Annotated in this window: 25 protein-coding genes; 10 read left to right on the forward strand and 15 right to left on the reverse strand. The window is 66.2% G+C overall.

All coding sequences use genetic code 11. From position 1 onward, the window contains the following. Positions 1 to 338 precede the first annotated feature (338 nt). Together AC5JCN_RS00905 and AC5JCN_RS00910 are read left to right on the forward strand one after the other, a co-directional pair. On the forward strand, positions 339 to 1,157 hold the full coding sequence (locus AC5JCN_RS00905) for a flagellin N-terminal helical domain-containing protein (protein WP_495753117.1): 819 nt from the start codon (positions 339 to 341) through the stop codon (positions 1,155 to 1,157). A gap of 108 nt (positions 1,158 to 1,265) precedes the next feature. Then, on the forward strand, positions 1,266 to 1,646 hold the full coding sequence (locus AC5JCN_RS00910; RefSeq protein WP_495753118.1) for a flagellar biosynthesis repressor FlbT: 381 nt from the start codon (positions 1,266 to 1,268) through the stop codon (positions 1,644 to 1,646). Here AC5JCN_RS00910 and AC5JCN_RS00915 read toward each other — a convergent pair. The 9 genes from AC5JCN_RS00915 to AC5JCN_RS00955 form a co-directional block, all read right to left on the reverse strand. Further along, positions 1,630 to 2,715 carry an ABC transporter ATP-binding protein gene (locus AC5JCN_RS00915; RefSeq protein WP_495753119.1) on the reverse strand — a complete coding sequence of 362 codons (1,086 nt, stop codon included), beginning with the start codon at positions 2,713 to 2,715 and terminating at the stop codon, positions 1,630 to 1,632. The genes AC5JCN_RS00910 and AC5JCN_RS00915 overlap by 17 nt on opposite strands. Before the next feature lie 8 nt (positions 2,716 to 2,723). Beyond that, complete coding sequence (locus tag AC5JCN_RS00920; RefSeq protein WP_495753120.1) at positions 2,724 to 3,566, reverse strand: carbohydrate ABC transporter permease; 843 nt, start codon at positions 3,564 to 3,566, stop codon at positions 2,724 to 2,726. Positions 3,567 to 3,569: 3 nt separating this feature from the next. Beyond that, on the reverse strand, positions 3,570 to 4,493 hold the full coding sequence (locus tag AC5JCN_RS00925; RefSeq protein WP_495753121.1) for a carbohydrate ABC transporter permease: 924 nt from the start codon (positions 4,491 to 4,493) through the stop codon (positions 3,570 to 3,572). A gap of 61 nt (positions 4,494 to 4,554) precedes the next feature. Further along, a complete protein-coding gene (locus tag AC5JCN_RS00930) occupies positions 4,555 to 5,820 on the reverse strand; it encodes an ABC transporter substrate-binding protein (protein WP_495753122.1) in 1,266 nt (421 codons plus the stop codon). A 79-nt stretch (positions 5,821 to 5,899) separates the two neighbouring features. Further along, positions 5,900 to 7,072 carry a PLP-dependent transferase gene (locus tag AC5JCN_RS00935; RefSeq protein ID WP_495753123.1) on the reverse strand — a complete coding sequence of 391 codons (1,173 nt, stop codon included), beginning with the start codon at positions 7,070 to 7,072 and terminating at the stop codon, positions 5,900 to 5,902. Further along, positions 7,069 to 7,722, reverse strand: coding sequence for a FadR/GntR family transcriptional regulator (locus AC5JCN_RS00940; RefSeq protein ID WP_495753722.1), 654 nt, complete (start codon positions 7,720 to 7,722; stop codon positions 7,069 to 7,071). The genes AC5JCN_RS00935 and AC5JCN_RS00940 overlap by 4 nt, the downstream gene beginning before the upstream one ends. A 168-nt stretch (positions 7,723 to 7,890) precedes the next feature. Then, positions 7,891 to 8,574, reverse strand: a complete 684-nt coding sequence (locus AC5JCN_RS00945) for a DUF6151 family protein (RefSeq protein WP_495753124.1) — start codon at positions 8,572 to 8,574, stop codon at positions 7,891 to 7,893. A 376-nt stretch (positions 8,575 to 8,950) separates the two neighbouring features. Continuing rightward, positions 8,951 to 9,160, reverse strand: coding sequence for a hypothetical protein (locus AC5JCN_RS00950; RefSeq protein ID WP_495753125.1), 210 nt, complete (start codon positions 9,158 to 9,160; stop codon positions 8,951 to 8,953). Positions 9,161 to 9,233: 73 nt separating this feature from the next. Next, positions 9,234 to 10,388 (reverse strand): transporter substrate-binding domain-containing protein, encoded by a 1,155-nt coding sequence (locus tag AC5JCN_RS00955; RefSeq protein ID WP_495753126.1) that lies wholly within the window; start codon positions 10,386 to 10,388, stop codon positions 9,234 to 9,236. Positions 10,389 to 10,565: 177 nt separating this feature from the next. Between AC5JCN_RS00955 and AC5JCN_RS00960 the strand changes: the two genes are divergently transcribed. Beyond that, positions 10,566 to 11,165 carry a hypothetical protein gene (locus tag AC5JCN_RS00960; protein ID WP_495753127.1) on the forward strand — a complete coding sequence of 200 codons (600 nt, stop codon included), beginning with the start codon at positions 10,566 to 10,568 and terminating at the stop codon, positions 11,163 to 11,165. Positions 11,166 to 11,242: 77 nt separating this feature from the next. Here AC5JCN_RS00960 and AC5JCN_RS00965 read toward each other — a convergent pair whose 3' ends face one another. From AC5JCN_RS00965 to AC5JCN_RS00975, 3 genes are all read right to left on the reverse strand, one after another. Next, a complete protein-coding gene (locus tag AC5JCN_RS00965; protein ID WP_495753128.1) occupies positions 11,243 to 11,878 on the reverse strand; it encodes a glutathione S-transferase family protein in 636 nt (211 codons plus the stop codon). A gap of 76 nt (positions 11,879 to 11,954) precedes the next feature. Then, on the reverse strand, positions 11,955 to 13,277 hold the full coding sequence (locus AC5JCN_RS00970) for an MFS transporter (RefSeq protein WP_495753129.1): 1,323 nt from the start codon (positions 13,275 to 13,277) through the stop codon (positions 11,955 to 11,957). Positions 13,278 to 13,323: 46 nt separating this feature from the next. Further along, complete coding sequence (locus AC5JCN_RS00975; protein ID WP_495753130.1) at positions 13,324 to 13,719, reverse strand: MarR family winged helix-turn-helix transcriptional regulator; 396 nt, start codon at positions 13,717 to 13,719, stop codon at positions 13,324 to 13,326. A gap of 283 nt (positions 13,720 to 14,002) precedes the next feature. On the opposite strand from AC5JCN_RS00975, the gene pufB reads away from it, so the two are divergent. The 4 genes from pufB to AC5JCN_RS00995 all read left to right on the forward strand — a co-directional run bounded on the left by pufB (position 14,003) and on the right by AC5JCN_RS00995 (position 16,823). Then, positions 14,003 to 14,158, forward strand: a complete 156-nt coding sequence (gene pufB, locus AC5JCN_RS00980) for a light-harvesting antenna LH1, beta subunit (RefSeq protein WP_495753131.1) — start codon at positions 14,003 to 14,005, stop codon at positions 14,156 to 14,158. Between the two features lie 11 nt (positions 14,159 to 14,169). Continuing rightward, the gene (locus AC5JCN_RS00985) at positions 14,170 to 14,535 is read left to right on the forward strand and encodes a light-harvesting protein (RefSeq protein ID WP_495753132.1); all 366 of its coding nucleotides are present in this window, start codon (positions 14,170 to 14,172) and stop codon (positions 14,533 to 14,535) included. Positions 14,536 to 14,627: 92 nt separating this feature from the next. Next, complete coding sequence (locus AC5JCN_RS00990; RefSeq protein ID WP_495753133.1) at positions 14,628 to 16,082, forward strand: PucC family protein; 1,455 nt, start codon at positions 14,628 to 14,630, stop codon at positions 16,080 to 16,082. 72 nt (positions 16,083 to 16,154) lie between these two features. Continuing rightward, entirely contained in the window at positions 16,155 to 16,823 is a 669-nt protein-coding gene (locus AC5JCN_RS00995) for a hypothetical protein (protein WP_495753134.1), read from the forward strand. 55 nt (positions 16,824 to 16,878) lie between these two features. Here the strand turns inward: AC5JCN_RS00995 and AC5JCN_RS01000 are convergent, their stop codons facing one another. Continuing rightward, positions 16,879 to 18,720, reverse strand: coding sequence for an ABC transporter ATP-binding protein (locus AC5JCN_RS01000; RefSeq protein WP_495753135.1), 1,842 nt, complete (start codon positions 18,718 to 18,720; stop codon positions 16,879 to 16,881). Between the two features lie 130 nt (positions 18,721 to 18,850). Between AC5JCN_RS01000 and AC5JCN_RS01005 the strand changes: the two genes are divergently transcribed. From AC5JCN_RS01005 to AC5JCN_RS01015, 3 genes are all read left to right on the forward strand, one after another. Beyond that, positions 18,851 to 19,345 (forward strand): DUF992 domain-containing protein, encoded by a 495-nt coding sequence (locus AC5JCN_RS01005; RefSeq protein ID WP_495753136.1) that lies wholly within the window; start codon positions 18,851 to 18,853, stop codon positions 19,343 to 19,345. Between the two features lie 90 nt (positions 19,346 to 19,435). Next, on the forward strand, positions 19,436 to 19,837 hold the full coding sequence (locus tag AC5JCN_RS01010) for a hypothetical protein (RefSeq protein WP_495753137.1): 402 nt from the start codon (positions 19,436 to 19,438) through the stop codon (positions 19,835 to 19,837). Between the two features lie 247 nt (positions 19,838 to 20,084). Then, positions 20,085 to 20,543 carry a methyl-accepting chemotaxis protein gene (locus tag AC5JCN_RS01015; protein ID WP_495753138.1) on the forward strand — a complete coding sequence of 153 codons (459 nt, stop codon included), beginning with the start codon at positions 20,085 to 20,087 and terminating at the stop codon, positions 20,541 to 20,543. A 63-nt stretch (positions 20,544 to 20,606) separates the two neighbouring features. On the opposite strand, the gene AC5JCN_RS01020 is transcribed toward AC5JCN_RS01015, so the two are convergent. Beyond that, entirely contained in the window at positions 20,607 to 21,092 is a 486-nt protein-coding gene (locus AC5JCN_RS01020) for a thiol-disulfide oxidoreductase DCC family protein (RefSeq protein ID WP_495753139.1), read from the reverse strand. A gap of 211 nt (positions 21,093 to 21,303) precedes the next feature. Then, a complete protein-coding gene (locus AC5JCN_RS01025; RefSeq protein ID WP_495753140.1) occupies positions 21,304 to 21,765 on the reverse strand; it encodes a sulfocyanin-like copper-binding protein in 462 nt (153 codons plus the stop codon). Positions 21,766 to 21,839: the final 74 nt, after the last annotated feature.

Raw genomic sequence — 21,839 nt, forward strand, 5'->3', positions numbered from 1 at the left:
CCAAACGGGGGCAGTCGCTGGCAATGCCCGCAGCGCGACGCATGTCCGGCCGTGCAAGACGTCGCAGGAGAGACGGCGAGCAAGTTGCCGCGCTTGCCTCGGCTCCCGCGTGCCGGGCCATCTCCCGGCAATCGTCAAGCTTGCCTGCGTTAAGTGAGGATCGAGGTCACGACTGGGTAACCGTCCGTGGAACTTTGCCTCTCTCAACGGCCCCGATAGCGCATAAGGCGCTCGATATGCGTAGCTTTAAACGTCGCAATTAAGTGCCGGGTAATTCGCGGCGCTGATGGTGGTCCCGCCGCCAGGAAGGCGGTTTCGAAACTAGAAGGTTTCCCACCATGTCTGACATCACTCTCTCCTCACGCGTCCGCACGAACCTGCTCGCCCTGCAGGGCACGTCGGACCTGATGTCCATCACCCAGGGCCGTCTGGCCACGGGCAAGAAGGTGAACTCCGCTCTCGACAACGCCTCCGCCTTCTTTCAGGCGCAGGGCATGTCAGACCGGGCCAGCACGCTGAGCGGTCTGCTTGACGGCATCAGCACCGGCGTCAGCACCATCCAGGCTGCATCGAAGGGTCTCGATTCCATCTACAAGGCCCTTCAGGCGGTTCAGGGCGTCGTTGACAAAGCGAAGGCTGAGACTGACACCACTAAGCTAACGGGCTACCAGACGCAGATTGATGATCTGCTTTCGTCAATCGACGACACGGCCACGGATTCGACCTTCAACGGTGTGAACCTCCTGGCCAGTGCAACTCTGACCGTTAACTTCAACGAAGACGGAAGCTCGAAGATTGCCGTCGCGGGCATCGACGGTAGCGCCACTGGACTGGGCGCCTCCGCTGTCGTCAAGGCTGGTGCTACCTTGGCTGTTTCGGACTTCACTGATATCGAGGCTGACATCAAGACTGCGCAGTCTGCGGTTCGTAGCGCTCAGTCTAGCTTCGCAAACAGCCTGACGATCATGCAGAATCGTCAGGACTTCACGAAGTCGCTGGTGAACACGCTGAAGACCGGCTCGGACAACCTGACCAACGCCGATACCAACGAGGAGGCCGCGAACCTGCTCGCCCTGCAGACCCGCCAGCAGCTGTCGCAGACCGCTCTGTCGCTGTCGAACCAGGCCGACCAGGCTGTGCTCCGCCTCTTCGGCTGACGCTTCGGTCCATCACGAAAATCAGGGCGGCGGGGCAGAAGCCTCGCCGCCTTTTTCTTTGCCGGTCCTTAACCCTCAACGTGCGTGATGGGGTTAGGAGATTGCGCAATGGCCTTGCATGTCGAGCTCAAGCCCTTCGAGCGGTTCAACCTGAACGGCGCCGAGGTGGCCAACGGACCTCATCGGGTCCGGCTGCAGATCGAGTCCGGCGCGCGCATGCTGCGCGAGAAGGACATCATGCTCGAGCAGGATGCCACGACACCCGCCAAGCAGCTCTATTTCGCCCTGCAGAATGCCTACCTGAAGGACAGGTGGTCCGAGCGTCAGGCCGAAATCGCCGGGATGCTTCCGTCGCTCACCCGGTACAAGTCGTTCAGCACGTCGGACGTCGTTGCCAGGCTGTCCGAGGGCGACCTCTATCGCGCCCTTCGCGCCGTGCGCCAGCTGATCCAGGCGGAAGAGGACGGGTTCCTCAAGACTGGCTCCTGATCCGCACACCGCTTGCCGGATCGAACAGGCGGAGTTCGCCCGCCTCCACCCGGACGAAGACCTCCTCGCCCGGCGCCAGCGGCTGGCGGTCGGTGGTGAACAGCTTTATCACGTGCGGTCCAGCCTCCAGGTGGATGATCGTGCTCGCCCCCGTCGGCTCGACCAGCAGAACCGTCGCGGGCAGGCCTTCGCCGCGCGGGACGAGGCTGAGGCGTTCGGGGCGCAGGCCGAGTGTCACGTCGCGCCTCCCTGCGGCGGCGCTCCCCGTGCCGGGAAGCCGCGCGAGCACTGCGTCGCCAAGTCGTACTTCGACCTCGTCGCCGGTCGGGACGAGCGAAGCGGGAAGGAAGTTCATGGCGGGCGAGCCGATGAAGCCGGCCACGAAGACGTTGGCGGGATCGTCGTAGAGTTCGAGTGGTGTGCCGACCTGCTGAACCACGCCGCCGTTCATGGCCACGATCCGGTCGGCCATGGTCATGGCCTCGATCTGGTCGTGCGTGACGTAGACGGACGTCGCGCCGAGGTCGCGGTGCAGCTTGCGGATCTCGAAACGCATCTGCTCGCGCAGGCGGGCGTCGAGGTTGGAGAGAGGTTCGTCGAACAGGAAGGCCTTGGGGTGGCGCACGATCGCGCGTCCCATGGCGACGCGCTGGCGCTGCCCGCCGGAGAGCTGGCGCGGCTTGCGCTCCTGCAGCGCTTCCAGCCCGAGCTTCGCTCCCGCCTGCCTGACGGCGGCGGCAATCTTGTCGGCGGCCGTGCGCTTCAGGCGCAGGCTGTAGCTCATGTTGTCGCGCACGGTCATGTGCGGGTAGAGCGCGTAGGACTGGAACACCATGGCGATGTCGCGGTCCTTGGGCGGCAGGTCGTTGACGGTCCGCCCCGCGATCCTGATCTCGCCGGAGCTCAGCTCCTCCAGGCCGGCGATGAGCCGCAACAATGTGGACTTGCCGCAACCGGACGGGCCGACGAGCACCACGAACTCGCCTGACTGGATGGCGAGGTCGACCCCCTTCAGCACGGTGACGTCGCCGAAACTCTTGCGTACGTCGACGATATCGATGGCTGCCATGACGCCTCTCAGCCCTTGACCGCGCCGGCCGTGAGGCCCTGCACGAGATGGCGCTGGATCAGGAAGAAGAAGATGCAGACGGGAATGAGGGCGAGCACGCCCGCCGCCATCATCTGCCCGAAGTCGACCGAGAACTTGGAGACGAAGGTGAGCAGGCCGACCGGGAATGTCGTCGCGTCCTGCTTCGAGTTCAGCATCAGCGCGAAGAGGAGCTCGCTCCAGGCGGCGGTGAAGACGAAGCCGAGCGTGGCCGCGATGCCGGGCAGCGTCAGCGGCAGGATGATCTGGCGCAGCGCGGTGAAGCGCGTAGCTCCGTCCGTCATCGCCGCCTCTTCCAGCTCCTTCGGGATGCCGTCGAAGAAGGACTGCATGAGGAAGGCCGCGAAGGGTACGTTGTAGGCGGTGTAGATGATCACGAGCCCCGTCAGACTGTTGGTCAGCCCGAGCGGCGAGAAGATGCGGAAGATCGGCGCAATGATCATCACCAGCGGGAACATCTGGGTGACGAGCATCAGCCCCACCAGCCAAAGCTTGCCGCGGAACACGTAGCGGGACAGGGCGTAGCCCATGCCGGCCGCTGCCAGCGTCGTGAAGATGGCCGTTCCGGCCGAGACGATGACGCTGTTGCGGAAGAAGAGCGGGAAGTCCGTGTGGCGGATGACGGAGACGTAGTGCTCAAGGCTGGCCTGCGACGGCCACATCCGCACGCCCTCGGAATAAAGCAGCTTGTTCGGCGTCACAGACACCTTCAAAAGCCAGTAGAGCGGGAACAGCGCCAGCGCTACGTAGAAGGCGATGACCACGTAGTGGAAGGTCCAGAACAGGGCCTTGCGTCCAGGCGATCCGCGCATGGCTCAGCTCGCCCGGATCAGGCGCTGGCGCACGATCACCAGCACCAGCGCATAGGCCAGCATCAGGACCAGCAGCACGGTGGCGATGGCGGAGGCATAGCCGAAGTCGAGCCGCTGGAAGGCCTGCGTGAAGATGTAGCTCGCCACGATCTGGGTGGAGTCCGCCGGGCCGCCGCGTGTCATCACGACGATCAGGTCGGCTGCGTTAGCGATCCACACGGCGCGGAGCAGCACCGTGATGACGATGGTCGGCGCGAGATACGGCACGGTGATCGAGACGAAGCGCTGGAACGGGCCCGCCCCGTCGATCTCCGCGGCCTCGTAGACGTCCTTCGGGATGGACTGGAGCGCCGCGAGCAGGGTGATGGCGAAGAACGGGATGCCCCACCAGACGATGGCGACGATCGGGCCCCACAGCGCGTGGTCGGGGTTCGACAGGATATTCTCCGGAGAGCTGGCCAGCCCCAGGGCCACCGCCCAGTGCGGCAGCGGGCCGACGACCGGGTTGAACAGCCAGGCCCAGTTCAGGCCGGAGAGAAAGGTCGGCACTGCCCAGGGAAGGAAGACGAGTGCCTGAACCACGGCGCGGCCGGGGAAAGGGCGGTTCAGCATCAGCGCCAGGATGAGCCCGAGCACGAACTGGAGGACGACGGAGACGAGGGTCCACTCCACTGTGTTGCGCAGGGCGTTCCAGAAGTTGGGGTCGGTCCACAGCGTCTGGAAATTCTCGAGCCCGACGAAGTCGCCGCTCATCGGGTCGAGCAGCTGCATGTTGCGGAAAGCGTAGGAGAGGCCGATCCCGAGCGGCACCAGGAGCACGCCGGCGATCAGCAGCAGGGCAGGGGAGGCGTAGACCCAGGGCTCGACGGCAAGCGCGAGCCAGCGCCGTCCGCCCTTCTGTACCGCCCTGGCCTTCGCCGCCGCCATCGTTTTGTCCACTCGTGTGCGTGAGATGCGGTGCGCCGGAGGGCCCGGCGCACCGCTGGCTTCACTTCTTGGCTGCGAGGTACTTCTGCTGCGCCTTGGTGAGGTAATCGGCCCACTGCTTGGCCATTGCCTCGGGCGTGACCTGGCCGAGCAGCGCCTGCTGGGTCGTCTTCACCGCGATCGAGTCGGCGAAGAAGGCGAACTCGGACAGGTAGGTCGGCATCACCGTCGGTACGACGTCCTTGTCGGCGAGTTCCTCGAACCAGCCCTTGAACTTGGGATCGGCGTAGAAGGGATCCTTCTCGGCGCCCTTGTAGATCGGCAGCGCGCCGATCTTCTTGTTCCAGGCGATGTTGCCTTCCGGGCCCGCCAGCGTGGCGATCAGCTTCCAGGACAGGTCCTTGTCCTTCGACGAGGCGAACATCGACCACGAGCCATAGCCCAGCGTCGGGAAGGCCTTGCCGCCGGCGCCCTTGGGCATGGGAGCGACGTCGTAGTCGTCCTTGTTCATGCGCTCGGCGATGGCGATCAGGGCGTCGGGATCCTGGTCCAGCATGGCGCAGGTGCCGGAGTAGAAGCCCGAGACGATCTCGTTGAAGCCCCAGTTGACGCTGTCCTTCGGAGCCGCGCCGGACTTGTAGAGGTCGGTGAGCACGCTCATCCCCTTGACCCAGCCGGGCTCGGAGAGCGTCGACGTGCCATCGGCCTTGAAGAAGGTGTTGTCGCCGTTGGCGGTGGCGCCGAACATGATCCAGCCGTTCAGGCCGCCGGGGCCGCCGCGCAGGCAGTAGCCGTACTTGCCCGGCAGAGCCGAGACCTTCTTGGCGGCATCGACGAACTCGTCCAGCGTCTTCGGCGGGCCGGACAGTCCGGCTTCCTTGAACAGCTTCTTGTTGTAGAACATGGCCCGCAGGTAGAAGCCGTAGGGCAGGGCGTAGGCCTTGTCGCCGACGTAGCGGCCCATCTGCAGGGCGCGGTCGTTCAGGTCCTTGGTGTGCTCCCACTTGGCGAGCCACGGCTCCAGGCTCTCCAGCATGCCCTTGTTGGCATAGAGCGCCTGCCAGCGGTCCGGCATCTCGACGACGTCGGGCGTGTCGCCGGCCGAGACCATGGTGGCGAACTTTTCGAACGCCTGGCCCCAGGGCAGCGAGGTGATTTCCACCTTCACGCCGGGATTGGCCGTCTCGAAGCCCTTGACGATCTCCTTCAAAGTCTCCGTGCGCTCGGGGCTGGTGATCACCTCGACAAGCTTCAGCGTCGTGTCGGCACTGGCGGGCACCGCCAGGAGCAGCGAGGCCGTCGCCGCCAGCAGGATCTTTCTGAACATCGTCCTTCCCCTTCGTCCTCTTCGTTGTCAGGCCGGACTGGCCCTTGGTGCGGATCGGCGCGAGCCCACCCGGTTCCGGTCACCGCCTCGCGGCGGCAATCCCCTGGTCGATATCGCTCCACAGCGCGTCCGCGCCTTCCAGCCCCACATGGATGCGGACGGAGCGCTCGGGAACGCCGAAATCCACGGCCGAGTTCGGACCGGCGGCCTGCCCCCGCGTCACCATCGCGGGAACGACGAGGCTTTCGTGCCCGCCCCAGCTTACGCCCATCTTGAACAGGCGCAGGGTGTCGCAGAACCGGGGAATGTCGACGCTCTCGTCGAGTGCGAAAGAGAACAACCCCGACGTGCCCGACAGGCCCGGAGGGAGCGTGTTTCCGAGGCCGGGGTGATACACCTTCGTGACGTTGGGATGGGAGGCAAGCCGCCGGGCGACGGAAAGGCCGGCGTCGCGGTGTGCCTGCATCCGCAGCGGCAGTGTCCGCAGGCCGCGCACCAGCAGCCAGGCGTCGAACGGCGCCAGCTTGGCTCCGAGGTAAGGGTGGACGCTGGTCCGGATACGCTTGATCAGGTCGGCCCGGCCGGCGGCCACGCCCGCGACGACGTCGCTGTGGCCGCCGAGATACTTCGATGCCGAGTGCACGACGATGTCGACGCCGAGGCTGACCGGCTGCTGGAAGACCGGTGTCGCCCAGCTGTTGTCGATGACGCTGATGACGCCATGGCGGCGCGCGGCCGCAGCGAGCGCCGCAACGTCGTGGCATTCCATGAGCCAGGTGGTGGGGCTTTCCAGGTAGAGGAGCTTCGCGCCTGGCAAGGCCTTCTCGACTGCGTCCACGTCGAGCCCGTCCACATAGGTGGCGCTGATGCCGAACTCCTTGAGGAGGGTCTCGAACAGCCGGTACGCGTCGGGATAGACGTGCTTCACGCACACCATCCGGTCGCCGGGGCGCAGGAAGGCGAGCATCGCGCCGGAGATCGCACCCATGCCGCTGGCAAAGCCGATCGCGTCCTCCGCGCCCTCGAGCGCCGCCAGCTTCTCTTCGAAGGCGCGAACGGTGGGGTTCGTAGTGCGCGAATAGACGTAACGCGCGCGCTGCCCGGCGAAGGTCTCCGCCATCTCGTCGAAGCTGCCGAACGTGAACAGCGAGGTCTGCACGATGGGCGGGACGACGGCGTCGTAGGCGATCCCGCCATCATGCGCGACGATCATCGCGGCGCGGGCGATGGGGTCGCTGGAAGCGTCTTTCATTGCGACATGTCCCTGATGTCTTCCTCGACGATCGCGAGAATGGCGAGGGTCTTGTGGCGGGCGGTGGCCTCGTCGCCAGTGCGGATGGCGTCGAAGAGCTCGCGGTGAAACGGGAAGGAGCGGCGCGCGAAGTCCGGCCGGTCGAACGGTTTGTCCCAGAAGCGCTCGAAGGCCTCGCGCATCTGCTCGAGCAACTGCCCGAAGAGCGGGTTGTGGGTGGCATCGTAGATGGCGAGATGGAAGGCGAGGTCCTCGCGTCCCGCCGTGCCCTTTTCGAGATGGACGCGTTCCATCTCGTCCAGGCGCTCGGCCATGACGACGATGTCCTCGGGAGTCCGGCGCTGTGCGGCCAGAGCGCTCGCTTCCACCTCGAGGCCTCGCCGCACGTCGAGCGTCTGCAGGAGCCGGTCCCGCAGCGTCGAGGCGTCGATGGTGAGGGGCAGGTGGATGGCGTCGGCGGAGAGGGTCCTGACCAGGTAGGTGCCGCTTCCCTTGCGGGATTCCACCACCCCGAGCGCCTGAAGCTTGCGGATGACCTCACGCACCGTGGACCGGCCCACCGCGAGGGATGCCATGAGTTGTCGCTCGGTGGGCAGGCGGCTCCCGGGCTGGAGGTTCGAGCGTGCGATGAAGTCCGCTATGGCGCGCATCACGCCCTCTACGCGATCGGCCGACGGCAGGGGCGAGAGAGTGTGCGTGGCCACGCGCCTGAGCTCTGAATTGGTCTGACATCTGATTAATTCAGCGGGGCGCGAGCCGTGTCAATGCCCCGTCGGCACGAGTCCACCGATGGCTTACAGCCCCTCGGCGCAGCCTTGCTAAATCGCAACACCGGCGCGAGGCATCGGCCCGCAGCGGTGCCGCAGCTTTTCACGCTCGTCTGCCGGCAGGATCACCATCGCGACCTTCGGCTGTCCTGTTGCGCGGTCGAAAAAGGGGTGAGGCCACGCGCGGCCGGAGAGACGCCAGGACAAAACCTTGAAGATCGCGCGCGCCACGAGCCCCAGCGGCATCCCCTTCGAACCCGGGGGTGGCCCTCCGACGGCGTACTCGCCCTTGATCGCGCCGAGCGGCTTCCCGAAGACGGCGTCGGGCTGCTGGCCGTCCGTTGCGAAAGCCTGTGCCTCCACGCCCACGAAGGGAATGCGCCCACCGACCGTGTTGCCGAGCGGCGTACGGCAACACCCTGCGTAGAACCGGTACAGCCCGTTCGGCGACAGCCGTACCCCCGCGATCTTCTCGCTGCCCTGCGTAAGGACCATGGATGCCGGCGCCACTTGCACGATGTCCGACCCGCCTTTGGCGTCGAGGAGATCGGGCCGTTCGAGCCAATGTGCGAAGGCCTGGCAGTCGTCGCAGTAGCAGACGACGCGATTCACGGCGCGAGGCCCGGTGGACTCGACCTTGCCGCGCACTAGCCCGCAGGTGCAGGCGAAGGACGCGCCGTGCCCGTGGCCGGGTACTCCCCAGGTACGTCCGGAACTCGTCTCACCGTGCGCCATCGCGGTTTTCCCCAGCAGGCGGCTGAAACCCGCGTCATGGGATCTCCCGGGCCGGCATCGGTCAACCCTGCGAAGAGGCGCATTCGTTTGCTCCAGTGAGGTGCCAGCATCCTCCGGAGCCAGCCGGGAACCGTGCACTAAAGCGAGATGAGTTCGCCGACGTAAGCGCTATGTTGGGACTGCTGAACACGATGGGAAGGTTGAGTGTTCCGGAAGATGCGGCGTTGAGCCAAGCGCGCGGCGCGCCCGCATTTCGCATCCCGACAGTCACAACCCTGCGTCATCCCGCCACAGCGGGATTGCGGAGGTGTATTGCAGTCCGGGGACATTCAGAGTTCGTGCTTGGTCCGCCGTTTGCCGGCGGCTGCAGGACGACCTAAGCCCAGACGAGGTTTCGAAACGCGCTGCGCGTATCGCTCTGGGAGGCGAGGGCTGCGAAGAGGCGGACGCCTTCTTCCGTCGGGCGGCCTTCGCTGTCGATCCAGCCCCTCGACTGCGCAGTGCCGAGCGCTTCTGCGTCGGTCTCGCTGCGCGAAAGATACTTCTCGAAGGTCAGGATCGTCTGGACAACCAATTCCTCGTTCATGAAGTCCTCCCGTATTTCAGCGTTACGTGGGAGTGCGCGCGGCGGATCACCTTTCAGGGGGACTTCCGTGCGTCTAGCGGCTCCCGAACCAGCGGTCGTAGATCGTCTGGTAGGAGCCGTCCTCGCGCATGGCGAGCAAAGCGCGGTTGATGTCATGCCGGAGCTCGCTGTCACGCGGCAGGATGATCCCGTAGTCCTCTTTTCGGAAGGGCGTGCCGACCAGCGCCACCTTCCCCTTGCCGCCATGCTGGGCGTAATAGAGCAGCACCGGGGCGTCGAACACGATGGCGTCGACGTCCTTGTTGTCGAGCGCCGACCAGGCGTCCTCGATTTTCTGCACCTCGACAGCTTTCATGCCGTGCTGCGCGAGCCATGCCGCGGCGGTGCTGCCTTTCGTCGTCGCAATGCTACGCCCGGGCAGGTCGTCCGGCCCCCGGATCATCCCCTGCAGCTGCTGCAGCGTCATGCTCGCCGTCAGCTGCGCGGTGTAGAACGCGACGAAAACGACACCGACGAACATCCAGATCACGGCGACGAGGCGCGCCACCCAGTGCCGCGGCATCAGGTCGGCCTGGGTCGCCAGCGCCCCCGCCGCCCAGAACAGGGCGTGGAATATCCCTGGGAAATAGGCATCCGACGCAAGAGGGCTCGCGGGATGGCGGCGCTCGAAGAACCAGACGATATGGGCGGGCACGATGATGAGGAGCGCTGCTACGCCGAGCCACACCAGGATGGCGGGCGAGAGCAGGAGGCCCAGCAGTTCTCGCACCGGGTTCTGCGTGCTTGAACCGTCGGTCTCGCGTACCAGGATCTGCAGCCCGGCCGACAAGATCGGTTGCGAAAAGTCGAAATCACGGTCGCGCTCGGCGGTGATGGAAATCGCGGCGATGCCGAGATCTGCCCGGCCTTCCCTCACGGCGCCGAGAAGCGCAGTAACGTCGGGCTCGACCGTGTAGGTGGTGCTGGCTCCGATGCGCTTGGCGATGCCGTCCCACAGCTCGATGCTGAAGCCGTCCAGCGTCTCGCCCCGGGAGATGACGAGCGGCGGGACGATGCGCGTGGCGACGCGCAGGGGCTTGGAGGCCTCGGCGGCGTTCACCGGGGTACTGGCGGCCAGGAAGGCGAGAAGGCCGCCAAGCACGAGGAGCCAGGCGACCAATGGGGGCGAACGGCGCCCGTGCCCGGAGAGGCCGGATGGAAACCGTCGCCGCATGGAGATGGTACTCACTGACGTACTCGCCCGGCTCAGATTAAGCCGAGCAGCCTGCCGCCGGCAATCGCGGTGGTTGCCACTGCGCGATTGCCTTGAGCGTCTTCACACTGTCGGGAGCTTGCCCATCGCAGGTGGCGCGGGCGGGCGGAAGGTTCCTATGGTCCGCTTCTCACTCATTGGATCGGTGAAGTCATGATCAGGTTCGTTGCTCCGCTTGCCGCGCTTGTTTCTGTGGTTGCCACGCCTGCCCTTGCCGCCGAAGCACAGCAGGCCCGCGTGCACGCCACCGTCGTTGCAGTCACCGGATCCACGGTGAAGCTGGCAGCCCCGGACGGAACCGAGATCATGGCGCAGACTGCACCGGAGACACGCTACTCCGCCGTCCGGCGCGCCTCGTTGTCCGACATCCGTCCCGGAAGCTATGTGGGAGCCGCGGCACTGCCGGCGGCAGGCGGGACGCTCCGGGCCGTCGAGGTGCACATCTTCCCGGAGAGCATGCGGGGGGCGGGGGAGGGGCATCGGCCGATGGACCCTGCGGCCGGCAAGACGATGACGAACGGAACGGTGGGGGTCGTCGGCGACACGGGAGGCGGAGCCCTTACGGTCACCTATCCCGGCGGTGAGCAGCGCGTCCAGGTCACGGCGGACACGCCCGTCGTGGCGCTGGAGCCCGCTGGGCCCGACGGGCTTCGGCCGGGAGCCAAGGTCGTGGTCATCGGCCGGCCGGGCGCCACGGGGCTGGTGGCGGACCGGTTCATGATCGGGCTGGACGGGCTCGACCCGCCCCTGTGAGGGCAGGCCGGCTCTCGCCGTCGGGGGCAGGACCTGCCCCGGAGGGTCGGGACCGTGCCTGAAGGCAGCTTCCAGGTTCAGCCGAGATCGGGCGTTGTCTGGCGGTAGCTCGGGAGCGCTTCCACGCTGCTCCACCATTCCGCTAGCCCCGGCACGGCGAACAGCGTGTCCTTGTCGGGCGTGAGCGAGATGTAGAACAGGATCGGCGCGAGGTAGAGGTCGGCGAGGCTCAGGTCGCCGGCAATGAATTGGGAGGTGCCGCGCGTCTCCATGGCGAGCTCCAGCACCTTGCGTCCGGCGTCCACCCCGGCCTTGTGCATCGCCTCGTTCTTGCCGCCCACGAAGTCGGGGAAGAGGTGATAGGCCGCGACACCGCCGACCAGATTGCCGTAGCCGTAGGAGTCGACGAGGCCGACGATCATGTCCATCCGGGCCCTATCGCGCGGCGTAGCCGGAATGAGCGAGCGCCCCGGAAGGATGTCGTTGAGGTAGCGGCAGATCGCCGTTGTCTCCAGGATCCGCATGCCGTCGTGATCCAGCACGGGGACCTTGCCGAAGGGGTGGCGCTCGAGATGCTCCGGTGTCTTCGGGTCGCCGGCGAGCACGTTCAGCTGAACCTGCTCGAAGTCCGTGAAGTTCTTTTCGGCCAGCAGCATCTTGACGGTGCGGACATAGGTCGAGCCGTCAAAGCCCCAGAGTGTCATCGCGGCCATGTGCGTCCTCCTTCGTTGCCCGATAGGAGCACATAGCGTCGGCATGTGACATTCACAGTTGACGGCGTTGATGAGATCAAGCGGTCGCAGTCTTGGGATCTCGGCTGACACACAGGGCGAGCAGCGCCGCAGCAAGGCAGGCAAACCCCGCTGCGTAGAGAGCCGGCAGATAGGTCGTGAACGTCGTCCGCGCGAATCCGGCGCCGAAGGCCGCCGTGGCCGCGCCCAGCTGGTGGCCGGTGAACACCCACCCGAAAACGAGGTTGGCGCGCTCCCGGCCGAAGCGCTGGGCGGTGAGCTGGACGGTGGGCGGAACGGTCGCGACCCAGTCGAGCCCGTAGAAGACGGCGAACACGGACAGGCTCACGACGGAGAAGTCGGACGAGGGAAGGAAGATCAGCGAGACCCCGCGCAGGCCGTAGTACCAGAACAGCAGCCAGCGATTGTCGTAGCGGTCCGACAGCCACCCGGACATGACGGTGCCGATCAGGTCGAACACGCCGATGACGGCGAGGATCCCGGCCGCTCCGACAGGCGCGACTCCGTAGTCGCCGCACAGCGTGATCCAGTGCGTCTGGATCAGCCCGTTGGTGCTGAGGCCGCAGATGAAGAAGGTCAGGAACAGAACCCAGAAGACAGGGGTGCGCGAAGCGTCCCGCAGCGCGGCCAGTGGCGCGGTCAGAAGAACCGACAGACCCGGGGTCGCCGCCGGGGCCGGCACGATCTCCCGCTCGCCATAGGGTGGCAGCCCGACATCGGCCGGCCGATCGCGCATGAAAACGGCCAGCAGAATGGCCGCCAGCGCCAGGGCGGCGACCACCACCGTCAGCGCGATACGCCAGCCGAAATGGGTGGACAGCCCCGCCAGCAGGGGGAGGAAGACGAGCTGGCCCGTGGCGTTGCTCGCCGTCAGCAGGCCGACCACGAGCCCGCGCCGGTGCGAGAACCAGCGCGTCGCGACAGTGGCCCCCAGGACCAGCGCCGTCATGCCGGTGCCGACCCCGATCACGACGCCCCACAACAGTACCAGCTGCCAGATCTGCGTCATCGCGAGCGACCCGAGCACGCCGGCGGCGATCAGGGCGAGCGCGGTGAGGGCGACCGGACGCACTCCGAAGCGGTTGAGGAATGCGGCTGCGAAGGGCGCCATCAGGCCGAAAATGGCGAGGCGCAACGCCAGGGCGGCCGAGATATCCGCATTGCTCCAGCCAAACTCCTGCTGAAGCGGCTCGATCAGCACGCCCGCCGAGCCCATCGCGCCCGCCGTCGCGAGCATGAGCACGAAGGTGACGCCCACCACCACCCACCCGTAGTGGATGTCGCGACGCGCCAGGGCCGCCGCAACCGCGGTGCCCGCGGCGCGGCGGGGAGGGTGGGAGGCGGGGGATGCGTCGGCCATCGGTGGTTTCCTCCGGGTATATACCCGCATTAGGTCGAAAAAGAACTCACAAGGCGTCCGCGAGAGCGCGCAACCGTTCGGCTGCGTCTTCGCCCAGCGCGGCCTCAATATCGGCCTGGGCCATCGCCCAGAGCGGTTCGGCGCCGGAGAGAGTTGCGACTCCCTTCTCCGTCAGGCGAACCGTCGCCTCGCGCTGGTCTTTCGCCGCCACGAACTCGACGAGGCCCGCCTTGACCAGCACCCGCACGTTCCGGCCGACCGTCGAGCGATCGAGACCGGCCCTGCGGCCGATTTCCGTCAGGGATGGCTGCGCGGCGCGCTGGATCTTCCGCAACAGCGCGAACTGGGCGATCGACAGGCCCGTCGATTCCAGCGCCGCGTCGTAGCGGGCAGAGATCTTCCGGGCCGCCAGTCTGAGGACGTCGCAGTAGCAGGTCGCCATGGTGCGGGTATATGCCCGCTTGGCGGCCACCGCAAGTTCAGGCGCGTCATACAGCTGGATTGGGCGGGGTTGAAGAGAGTCAGGATCCCCCTGCGACCGGCACGCCGAACGCCATCACCAAGCGCATCCAAAAATAGATGTGTCCATTTCAATTGACGCTTGTCAACGTCAATCCAGGATGACATTGCTGTAGGTGCGGCTGTGACCAACTGTCGCATTCGGTGCCGTGCGGCTGCCTCTGCTTTGCAGTTCGCTCGAGAGCGATGTCTCAGGAGAGCTGAAGATGAATTATGATCCAAACAGGGTGTGGCCGTCCGGCCTGACTTTGCCAGAAGCTGAAGAACTCCACCGGCATATCATCGATGGTACGCGCGTGTTTGGAGTCATCGCGGTGATCGCCCATTTGCTGGCGTTCCTCTATTCGCCATGGCTCGGGTGAGGTTATAAATCATGAACAACGCGAAGATTTGGCTTGTAGTCAAGCCTACAGTCGGCGTTCCACTGTTCCTCACCGCAGTGGCTGTCGCGTCCTTCTCGGTCCACGTGGCCGTGCTGCGCAACACCACCTGGGTCGCCAAGTTCCTGGACGGCAAGAGCAAGGTGAAGACGGCGTCCAACGAGGCCGTCCCGCTGCCCGCGTCCGGAGCAACGGCCACCGTGACCTTCAGTGGCGGAAGCGGTGGGAATGCGGTGCAGGAGGCGACCATCGTCCTTCCCGACGGCAGGACCGGCAAGGTGGTGTTCCCGGCGCCCGGGGTTCCGGATGCAAAGGCCACTACGACAGCGATGGCGACCGACCTGATCATCCCGAAGTAGCGGGCGATCTCCCCAGCATGTCTGGCCCGTGGGGCGGACCTTGAGCGGCCCGCCCCCGAACACGGTCCTGCCTCCTTCAGCGAGCGCGACATATGAACCGGATGAGCCAAAAGGTTCTGCAGACGTGGGTGACGTTGGGGCCCGGCTTTCTACCCTTTGCCGATGCCGCCACGCCGGACCTGCCGCTGAGCCGGTTGCTGAGGCTGTCCCTGTTCCAGGTTTCTGTCGGCATGGCGCTCGTGCTTCTGATCGGCACGCTGAACCGCGTGATGATCGTCGAGCTCGGTGTCCCGGCGTCGCTCGTCGGGATCATGATCTCGGTTCCGCTTCTTTTCGCGCCGTTCCGGGCGCTGATCGGCTTTCGGTCGGACGTTCACGTCTCTGCGCTCGGCTGGCGCAGGGTTCCTTTCATCTGGAAGGGGACGATGCTGCAGTTCGGCGGGTTGGCCATCATGCCGTTTGCCCTGCTCGTCCTGTCTGGTGCGGGAGACTCGGCACGGGCTCCGGTCTGGGTCGGCCAGGCAGCCGCCGCGCTCTCCTTTCTTCTGGTCGGCGCGGGACTTCACGTGGTGCAGACGGTCGGCCTCGCCCTGGCGACCGACCTCGCGCCACCCGCATCGCGCCCGAAGGTGGTCGGCCTGATGTACGTCATGCTGTTGCTGGGCATGGTGGCCAGCGCCTTCATCTTCGGCGCGGTCCTCGATCCCTTCAGTCCCGGGCGCCTGATCCGGGTCATCCAGGCTGCGGCTGTCGCCACTATCATCCTGAACGTGGTGGCCCTGTGGAAACAGGAGACACGCCACTCCGCACGTGCGCGCGCCGCGGAGGCCGCACCAGACTTTCGCGCTTCGTGGCAAAGCTTTGTCCGAGGTCGCGATGCAAAGCGGCGGCTCGTCGCCATTGGTCTGGGCACGATGGGCTTTGGCATGGCCGACGTGCTTCTCGAGCCCTATGGCGGGCAGGTGCTGGGGCTCGCCGTGGCGGACACGACGAAGCTCACGGCGACGCTCGCTGTCGGCGGCCTGCTCGGCTTCGCGCTGGCCTCCCGGATCCTCGGCCGTGGTTTCGACCCGATGCGGATGGCCGCGATCGGATTGCTTGTCGGGGTGCCGGCGTTCCTGCTGGTCATTGCCGCAGGCCCGCTGCAGGCCGTGATGCCGTTTGCTTTGGGGACGCTGCTCGTCGGCATGGGCGCGGGCCTGTTCGGCCACGGAACGCTGACGGCGACAATGAACGAGGCGCCGGCCGAGCAGGCGGGCCTGGCGCTTGGCGCCTGGGGTGCCGTGCAGGCCACCGCAGCCGGTCTCGCCATCGCCATGGGAGGAGTTGTCCGCGACGTGGTCATGGGGTGGGCTGGCCCGTCGGCCCACCAGGGCGCGAGCGCTTTCCTGGTCGTTTATGCAGCGGAAGTCATCTTCCTGCTCGTTGCACTGGCCGTCGTGGCGCCGCTGGCCGTGCGGCGGCCGGGTCGGCCACAGTCGGAATGGCCCGAACAGGGGACGGCGGCGCGTTTTTCCGCGGGCGGGTCGGGCCAGAGGGTTGGATGAGGCTTAAGCCGGGGCAGGGAATCGGCCGGCGCAGTTCATGTTTTCAGGCTCAAAGGAATGGTCGGAGGGATCATGACGACGCTCATTACGCGGCTCTACCGGGCACTTGCCGATGCCGAGGCCGCAAAGAAGGCCCTGAATGCGGACGGCTGCCCGAACTCGGCGATCAGCCTCATCTACAAAGCAACCGAGGCCGGCGGGCGGCCGGTCGCGCACGATCTCGCTGCCATTGAGCAGGCGGGTGTCTACCCATCGGCCGCGGTCATCTACGCCGGGCATGTCGATGAAGGTGCGTCGCTGCTGGTTGTGCGCGCGCCGTTCGGGACGGCTTTGCGGACCCACGACATCCTGGCTGATTTCCCGGCTATGGATGTGGGCGTATCGCCAGCCGACGCCTACGTGGAGTCGCGTCCGTCCCCGCGCCGCTCGGCAGACCCACGTGCAACCCTGCTGGACAGCGACCTCCTGTTCCTCTCCGGCGATCTCATGCCCCCGGCCCTTACGAAGAGGGGATGGACGTTCTCGCACTATTTCGGGCTTCCCCTCCTGACCGGCTGGATGCCGACCCGTGGTGCTCTGCTGTCGGGCAGGACGACGATTTCGTCCTATTTCGGCCTGCCCCTGCTGACGAAAAGCCAAGAGCCATGGTCAAGCCTGCTGAAGACTGAGACGCCGTTGTCCTCGGCGCTGGGCCTGCCGCTGCTTTCGAAGGATCACGACACGCGCAATCCCTCGCCATGAAGGAAACGTTGACCTGGCGAGACCGCCCTTGGGATGGGCGGCGCCCGCCGGTGCTTCATCGGTAACCCGCCGCCTGCAACTCGAAGAGTTCGGCGTATCGGCCGCCCTTGCCGATGAGTTCGGCGTGCGAACCCTCTTCCAGGACCCGCCCGTCGCCCAGAACAACCACGCGGTCCGCAATGCGGACGGTAGAGAAGCGATGGGAGATCAGGACGACCGTGCGGCCGCGGCTCAGATCCCTGAAGCGCTGGAATACCTCGAACTCCGCCCTCGCATCCAGGGCGGCCGTGGGTTCGTCGAGGATCAGCACGTCGGCGTCGCGCATGTAGGCACGGGCGATCGCGATCTTCTGCCATTCGCCTCCGGACAGGTCGACGCCCTCGTCGAAACGCCGGCCGAGCGGCTGGTCAAGGCCGCGCGGCAGGCGGGCCACGACCTGGTCGGCGAGGCTTCGCGCGGCGGCGTCGCGCACACGGTCCCGGTCTTCGAGCTCGGACACGCGGCCGATGCCGATGTTCTCGCCCGCCGTGAAATGGAAACGGACGAAATCCTGGAAGATGACACCGACCTTGCGCCGCAGCTCCTCGGGGTCGTAGTCGCGTAGATCCTGGCCGTCGAGCAGGATGCGGCCTTCCGTCGGATCGTAGAGCCTGGCCATCAGCTTGACGATGGTGGTCTTCCCGGCACCGTTTTCGCCGACCAGCGCGAGCACTTCTCCGGCGGCGATGGAGAGGTCCAGGTGGCGCACCGCCCACGCATCCGACTGTGGATAGCGGAAGCCGACATCCTGGAAGACGAAGCCCGACCTGATCGGCGCGGGAAAGGGGAGCGGGTCGTTGGGTGACCGGATCGACGGGCGGATATCAAAGAACGAGAACAGGTCTTCCAGATAAAAGGCCTGCCCCGCCACCTGGGAGAACCCGAGAAGCAGGTTTTCCAGAAGGGTCCGGAGCCTGAGAAAGGATGCGGCGAGGAAGCTGAGGTCACCGATCGTGAAGTGGCCCGTCACCGTCTTCCAGATGATCGCGGCGTAGGCGCCGTAGTAGGTCAGAGAGGACAGGAGCGCCAGGACGCCTCCCCATGCCGTCCGGCGGATCGCGAGCCCGCGATTGTCGCGATACATGCTTTCCGCGAAGCCGCCGAAGCGTTTCACGAGGAAGTCGTTCAGCCCGAAAAGCTTGATCTCCTTCACCGTTTCGACGCTGGAGCCGAGATAGCGCAGATAGTCCAGCTGCCTGCGCTCGGGCGTTCGGAAGTAGTTCAGCCGGTGCCCCTGCGCGTTGAAGTGGAGCTCGCTGACGAGCGCGGGGAGGAGGGCCACCGTCAGCAGCGGGATCAGCCACGGCGCGTAGGCGAGGAGCCCCACCGTCAGCGACACCGCCGTGAGCAGGTCCTGCGCGAGGCCGAAGAGTTGGGAGAGCAGCGTCGTGCGGCCCGTCACCTGCCGGCGGGCGCGGTCCAGCCTGTCCTGCTGCTCGTTGTCCTCGAACTGCTCGAGGTCGAGCGTCGCCGCGTGGTTCATCAGGCGGATGCTGGCGTGGTTGCTGTAGCGCTCGGCCAGGAGGCTGTCGACGAGTGAGTTGGCGCGGGCCAGGCCATCGGTCGCGATCCCGAGCAGGAATTCGGTCCCGACGAGCGTCGCCAGATGGTCGAGGCGTCCGCTCTGCCACCAGGCGCTGAAACCGTCCAGTGGCGGCAGCCGCATCAGGACGACGACCTCGTCGAGGATCAGCTTGGCGACGTAAAGGACCATGAGGGGCAGGAGCGCGCGCGCAGTGCGCAACACGAAGCTCGCCACGGTCAGCGTCGGGCTGGCCTCGTAGACCATGCGGATGAGCGCCGGCACGAGCCGGAGGGATCCGAGCCTCGTCGCCTGCGGGACAGGAGTGGAAGACATCACTCCTAGATGGAGAGTTCGCACGGGCATGTCGAGGTGCCGTGCCGGGTTAGGCGCCTGCGAGCGCATCCTTGCAGTTCACAACCCTGGGTATAGGCTGGAAAAAAACGCCAAGCTGGAGGTGATGCCCATGATCCCGAATTCATCAACGCGGTGGCTGACTGCCGCCTCACTCGTTCTCGGGCTTGGCCTGTCCATTCCGGCACAGGCCGGCGAGGCGACGCTCGTGGCCGGCCTGCTGACCTGCAAGGGGGATCGGAACATCGGGCTGATCGTCGGCTCGCGCCAGCAACTCCAGTGCACGTTCGCCCCTTCCAACGGACTGCCTGAACAGGCCTACAGCGCCCGTCTCTCGCGGGTGGGGCTGGACCTCGGCATCCAGGGGCCCAGCGTCATGATCTGGCGTGTGGCGACCCACACGAACACGGTTCCGAGCGGGGCTCTCGCGGGACGATACTCGGGCGCCACCGCATCCGCGTCGGCCCTGGTCGGGGCGGGAGCCAATGTGCTCGTCGGCGGCTCGCGCAATTCATTCGCCTTGCAGCCGCTCAGCGCCCAGGTCCAGACCGGCGTCAATCTTGCTGCTGGCGTGGCTTCCCTTCGCCTCACCTACATGCCGCGCTGAGACGTGCGCAACTGGTGGCGCTGGCCCGCCTCGTGGCCGGCGCTGCGGGCCCCCGCCATTTGCGCGTAGACTGCATGGCGGAGACCTGCCATGGCGCTGACTGCCCGCTTCTCTCTCGCTGCCGTGGTGCTGCTCGCCAGCTGGCCGGCCATGGGGCACGACATCTACACCCCCCTGCGGTCGAACTCGGGCGTGCCTTGCTGCGGCGGGGACAAGACGACCGGAGACTGCGAAGCCGTGACCTACCGCCTGCTCCCGAACGGCGATGCCCTGGTGAACAGCAAGCGGTACCGCGCGCAGATCCGGGTCGCCAAGGGGCGCATCACCTGGAGCAGCGTGCCGGGGAGCAAGGAGGAGGCGCACTGGTGCGGCGTGCCGCGCACTGCGTATTACGGCAATGGCACAAGGCAGGCTCCCCTGCAGTATCCACCGGATGAAACGGATCCGAAGTTCGTCACGATCTGCGCGTTCATCGACCCCGGTTCCACCTGAGGCCGCCTCAAGATCAAGCATCTTGATGCCGGATCGAGTGAACCGGATTAAGTACAGAGCAGGGTCGAACGCTCCTGACATGTCGCGCCGACATGAGCCAAACAGGACAAAACACAACCTAAGGCTGTTGTTTGCAGCTGTTCTGCTCTACCAGAAATTTAACGCGTCAGGAGTATGAGATTGAGCTCTGCGCCCGAGCGATGTTGCTTGCCTGCTTCACGAGGGATGGCGGGATGAGAACGCAGCCGTGGAGGCCGCCCGGGCGGGCGATGCCGGCAAGGGCTTCGCGGTCGTGGCGGCGGAAGTGCGAACGCTGGCGCAGCGCTCCAGCCAGGCTGCCAAGGACATCGGCGGGCTGATTTCGTCGTCCGTCACGCAGGTGGCAGATGGGGTGAAGCTCGTGCGCGAGGCGGGGCAGACGCTCGAGCGCATCGTGGGCGCCTCGAACAAGGTCGCCGCCACGGTGAACGAGATCTCGGCGGCGACGGGAGAGCAGGCCAGCGGGATTGAGGAAATGACCCAGGCCGTGGCTCAGATGGACGATATTACGCAGAAAAACGCGGCCATCGCCGAGCGCAGTTCGGACTCCGCCCACTCTCTCGCGGATCGTATCGGCCACCTCACGGTGATGACGTCCAGCTTTATGACTGGCGGGCCGCAGGCCGACGGGGCGTTCCCGATGAGGGCGAGACGCCTCAGGGCATGAGCCTTCGCGGCTTCCCGGCCGTGTTCGGCCAGGCGGGCCACCGCGAGCCCTGAAACAAGCCGCTCAGGCTCCGCGTGGGTCCACCTCGCCCGGGTCCCTGATCCCGGATGGGCCCCGCATCGGACGTGCACCGAGGGCCGCAGCCACGCGCGAGAGCAGGGGCCGGACCGGCAGGAAGAGGCGGTAGCCGAGTTCCAGCAGGCTGACCGCCCCCGGCACGCGCGCCAGCCTCGCGGCGGGGCTCCAGGCGGGCAGCATTCCCCAGATCGCCACGAAGGCAGGGGCTCCCGAAAGCAGCCGGCCGTCGGCCTGCCGTACGTGGAACCGCCGGAGCGCAGCTTCCGTCGGTAGGTCAGTTCCCGCGTCGGCTCCAGGGGCCGAAACGTCGACAAAGCAAAGCCGTTCGCTCCCGGCGAGGCCGGAATAATGGCCGATTTCCGCCGAGCAGAGCGGGCACGACCCATCGAAATACACGGTGAGCGCTGCAGTCGGGTTCTGCTCGGCCGGCGGGACGAGCGGTGCCGTCTCCTGATCTTTTTCTGTCCGCACGGGAAACCTCTCGCTTTTCACCTCATCACTACGCGCGGGCCGCGACCCCGGACCTGCCTTGCGGCGACACGCCGCCGGGGCAGATGTCAGCGGACGCCCCCAGTGGCTCCCGGCGTGAAGCGTGCCGGGACTAGGATGACGGCCGCCCGCTGCTGGCCGCCTTCGGCCGGCTGCGTCGCCGTCACCCTGTTTCCGCCACGGACGGACGCGCTCAGGGGACGACGGTCAGGGTTGCCCACATGCCGGCGTGATAATGGCCGGGCTGGTTGCAGACCAGAAGGTACGAGCCCGGCTTCAGGCTGCGCTTCAGCGATCCCGACGATCCGGGCTCCAGGTCGGCGACCTCGCCGAGGTGCTTGACCTTGTCCTCGACGACCTTGTCTTCCTTGGCATCCATCGGCAGGGCGGCCTTTGGATCCTTGACCCAGATCAGGACCATCTCGTGCATCTGTGCCTTCGAGGCGTTATGGACGTGGAAGGTCACCGGACCCGCCTTCACGCTGTCGTGGTCGACAGAGGTCTTCATGGTGTTCGAGCCCGTCAGGCTGGCATCGACGGTTGCGTCGGTCAGTTCTACGTTCACGGTCTCGCCTTTCGCCTTGTCCTTGGCGAGAGCAGGTCCAGTGAGGCCCAGGGCAGCGACCGGCAGCAGGGTCAACAGAACCATCTTCATGGTGCTTTCCTCCATCCCCGCGACATCGCGGGGACATTCAAGAGGAACCTGAAGCGGAGCGCTGTCTTCGATCT

The sequence above is a fragment of the Alsobacter sp. genome, assembly GCF_059501845.1.

Bases quoted from the DNA above. Each gene is read 5' to 3' on its own strand.
- AC5JCN_RS00945 (WP_495753124.1), bottom strand. From the start codon at position 8,574: ATGGCGCACGGTGAGACGAGTTCCGGACGTACCTGGGGAGTACCCGGC.
- AC5JCN_RS01000 (WP_495753135.1), bottom strand. From the start codon at position 18,720: ATGTCTTCCACTCCTGTCCCGCAGGCGACGAGGCTCGGATCCCTCCGG.
- AC5JCN_RS00920 (WP_495753120.1), bottom strand. From the start codon at position 3,566: ATGCGCGGATCGCCTGGACGCAAGGCCCTGTTCTGGACCTTCCACTAC.
- AC5JCN_RS00940 (WP_495753722.1), bottom strand. From the start codon at position 7,722: ATGCGCGCCATAGCGGACTTCATCGCACGCTCGAACCTCCAGCCCGGG.
- AC5JCN_RS00905 (WP_495753117.1), top strand. From the start codon at position 339: ATGTCTGACATCACTCTCTCCTCACGCGTCCGCACGAACCTGCTCGCC.
- AC5JCN_RS00970 (WP_495753129.1), bottom strand. From the start codon at position 13,277: ATGGCCGACGCATCCCCCGCCTCCCACCCTCCCCGCCGCGCCGCGGGC.
- AC5JCN_RS00930 (WP_495753122.1), bottom strand. From the start codon at position 5,820: ATGTTCAGAAAGATCCTGCTGGCGGCGACGGCCTCGCTGCTCCTGGCG.
- AC5JCN_RS00910 (WP_495753118.1), top strand. From the start codon at position 1,266: ATGGCCTTGCATGTCGAGCTCAAGCCCTTCGAGCGGTTCAACCTGAAC.
- AC5JCN_RS00950 (WP_495753125.1), bottom strand. From the start codon at position 9,160: ATGAACGAGGAATTGGTTGTCCAGACGATCCTGACCTTCGAGAAGTAT.
- pufB (WP_495753131.1), top strand. From the start codon at position 14,003: ATGAATTATGATCCAAACAGGGTGTGGCCGTCCGGCCTGACTTTGCCA.
- AC5JCN_RS00935 (WP_495753123.1), bottom strand. From the start codon at position 7,072: ATGAAAGACGCTTCCAGCGACCCCATCGCCCGCGCCGCGATGATCGTC.
- AC5JCN_RS01025 (WP_495753140.1), bottom strand. From the start codon at position 21,765: ATGAAGATGGTTCTGTTGACCCTGCTGCCGGTCGCTGCCCTGGGCCTC.
- AC5JCN_RS00995 (WP_495753134.1), top strand. From the start codon at position 16,155: ATGACGACGCTCATTACGCGGCTCTACCGGGCACTTGCCGATGCCGAG.
- AC5JCN_RS00915 (WP_495753119.1), bottom strand. From the start codon at position 2,715: ATGGCAGCCATCGATATCGTCGACGTACGCAAGAGTTTCGGCGACGTC.
- AC5JCN_RS01005 (WP_495753136.1), top strand. From the start codon at position 18,851: ATGATCCCGAATTCATCAACGCGGTGGCTGACTGCCGCCTCACTCGTT.
- AC5JCN_RS01010 (WP_495753137.1), top strand. From the start codon at position 19,436: ATGGCGCTGACTGCCCGCTTCTCTCTCGCTGCCGTGGTGCTGCTCGCC.
- AC5JCN_RS00960 (WP_495753127.1), top strand. From the start codon at position 10,566: ATGATCAGGTTCGTTGCTCCGCTTGCCGCGCTTGTTTCTGTGGTTGCC.
- AC5JCN_RS00985 (WP_495753132.1), top strand. From the start codon at position 14,170: ATGAACAACGCGAAGATTTGGCTTGTAGTCAAGCCTACAGTCGGCGTT.
- AC5JCN_RS00965 (WP_495753128.1), bottom strand. From the start codon at position 11,878: ATGGCCGCGATGACACTCTGGGGCTTTGACGGCTCGACCTATGTCCGC.
- AC5JCN_RS00975 (WP_495753130.1), bottom strand. From the start codon at position 13,719: ATGGCGACCTGCTACTGCGACGTCCTCAGACTGGCGGCCCGGAAGATC.
- AC5JCN_RS00925 (WP_495753121.1), bottom strand. From the start codon at position 4,493: ATGGCGGCGGCGAAGGCCAGGGCGGTACAGAAGGGCGGACGGCGCTGG.
- AC5JCN_RS00990 (WP_495753133.1), top strand. From the start codon at position 14,628: ATGAACCGGATGAGCCAAAAGGTTCTGCAGACGTGGGTGACGTTGGGG.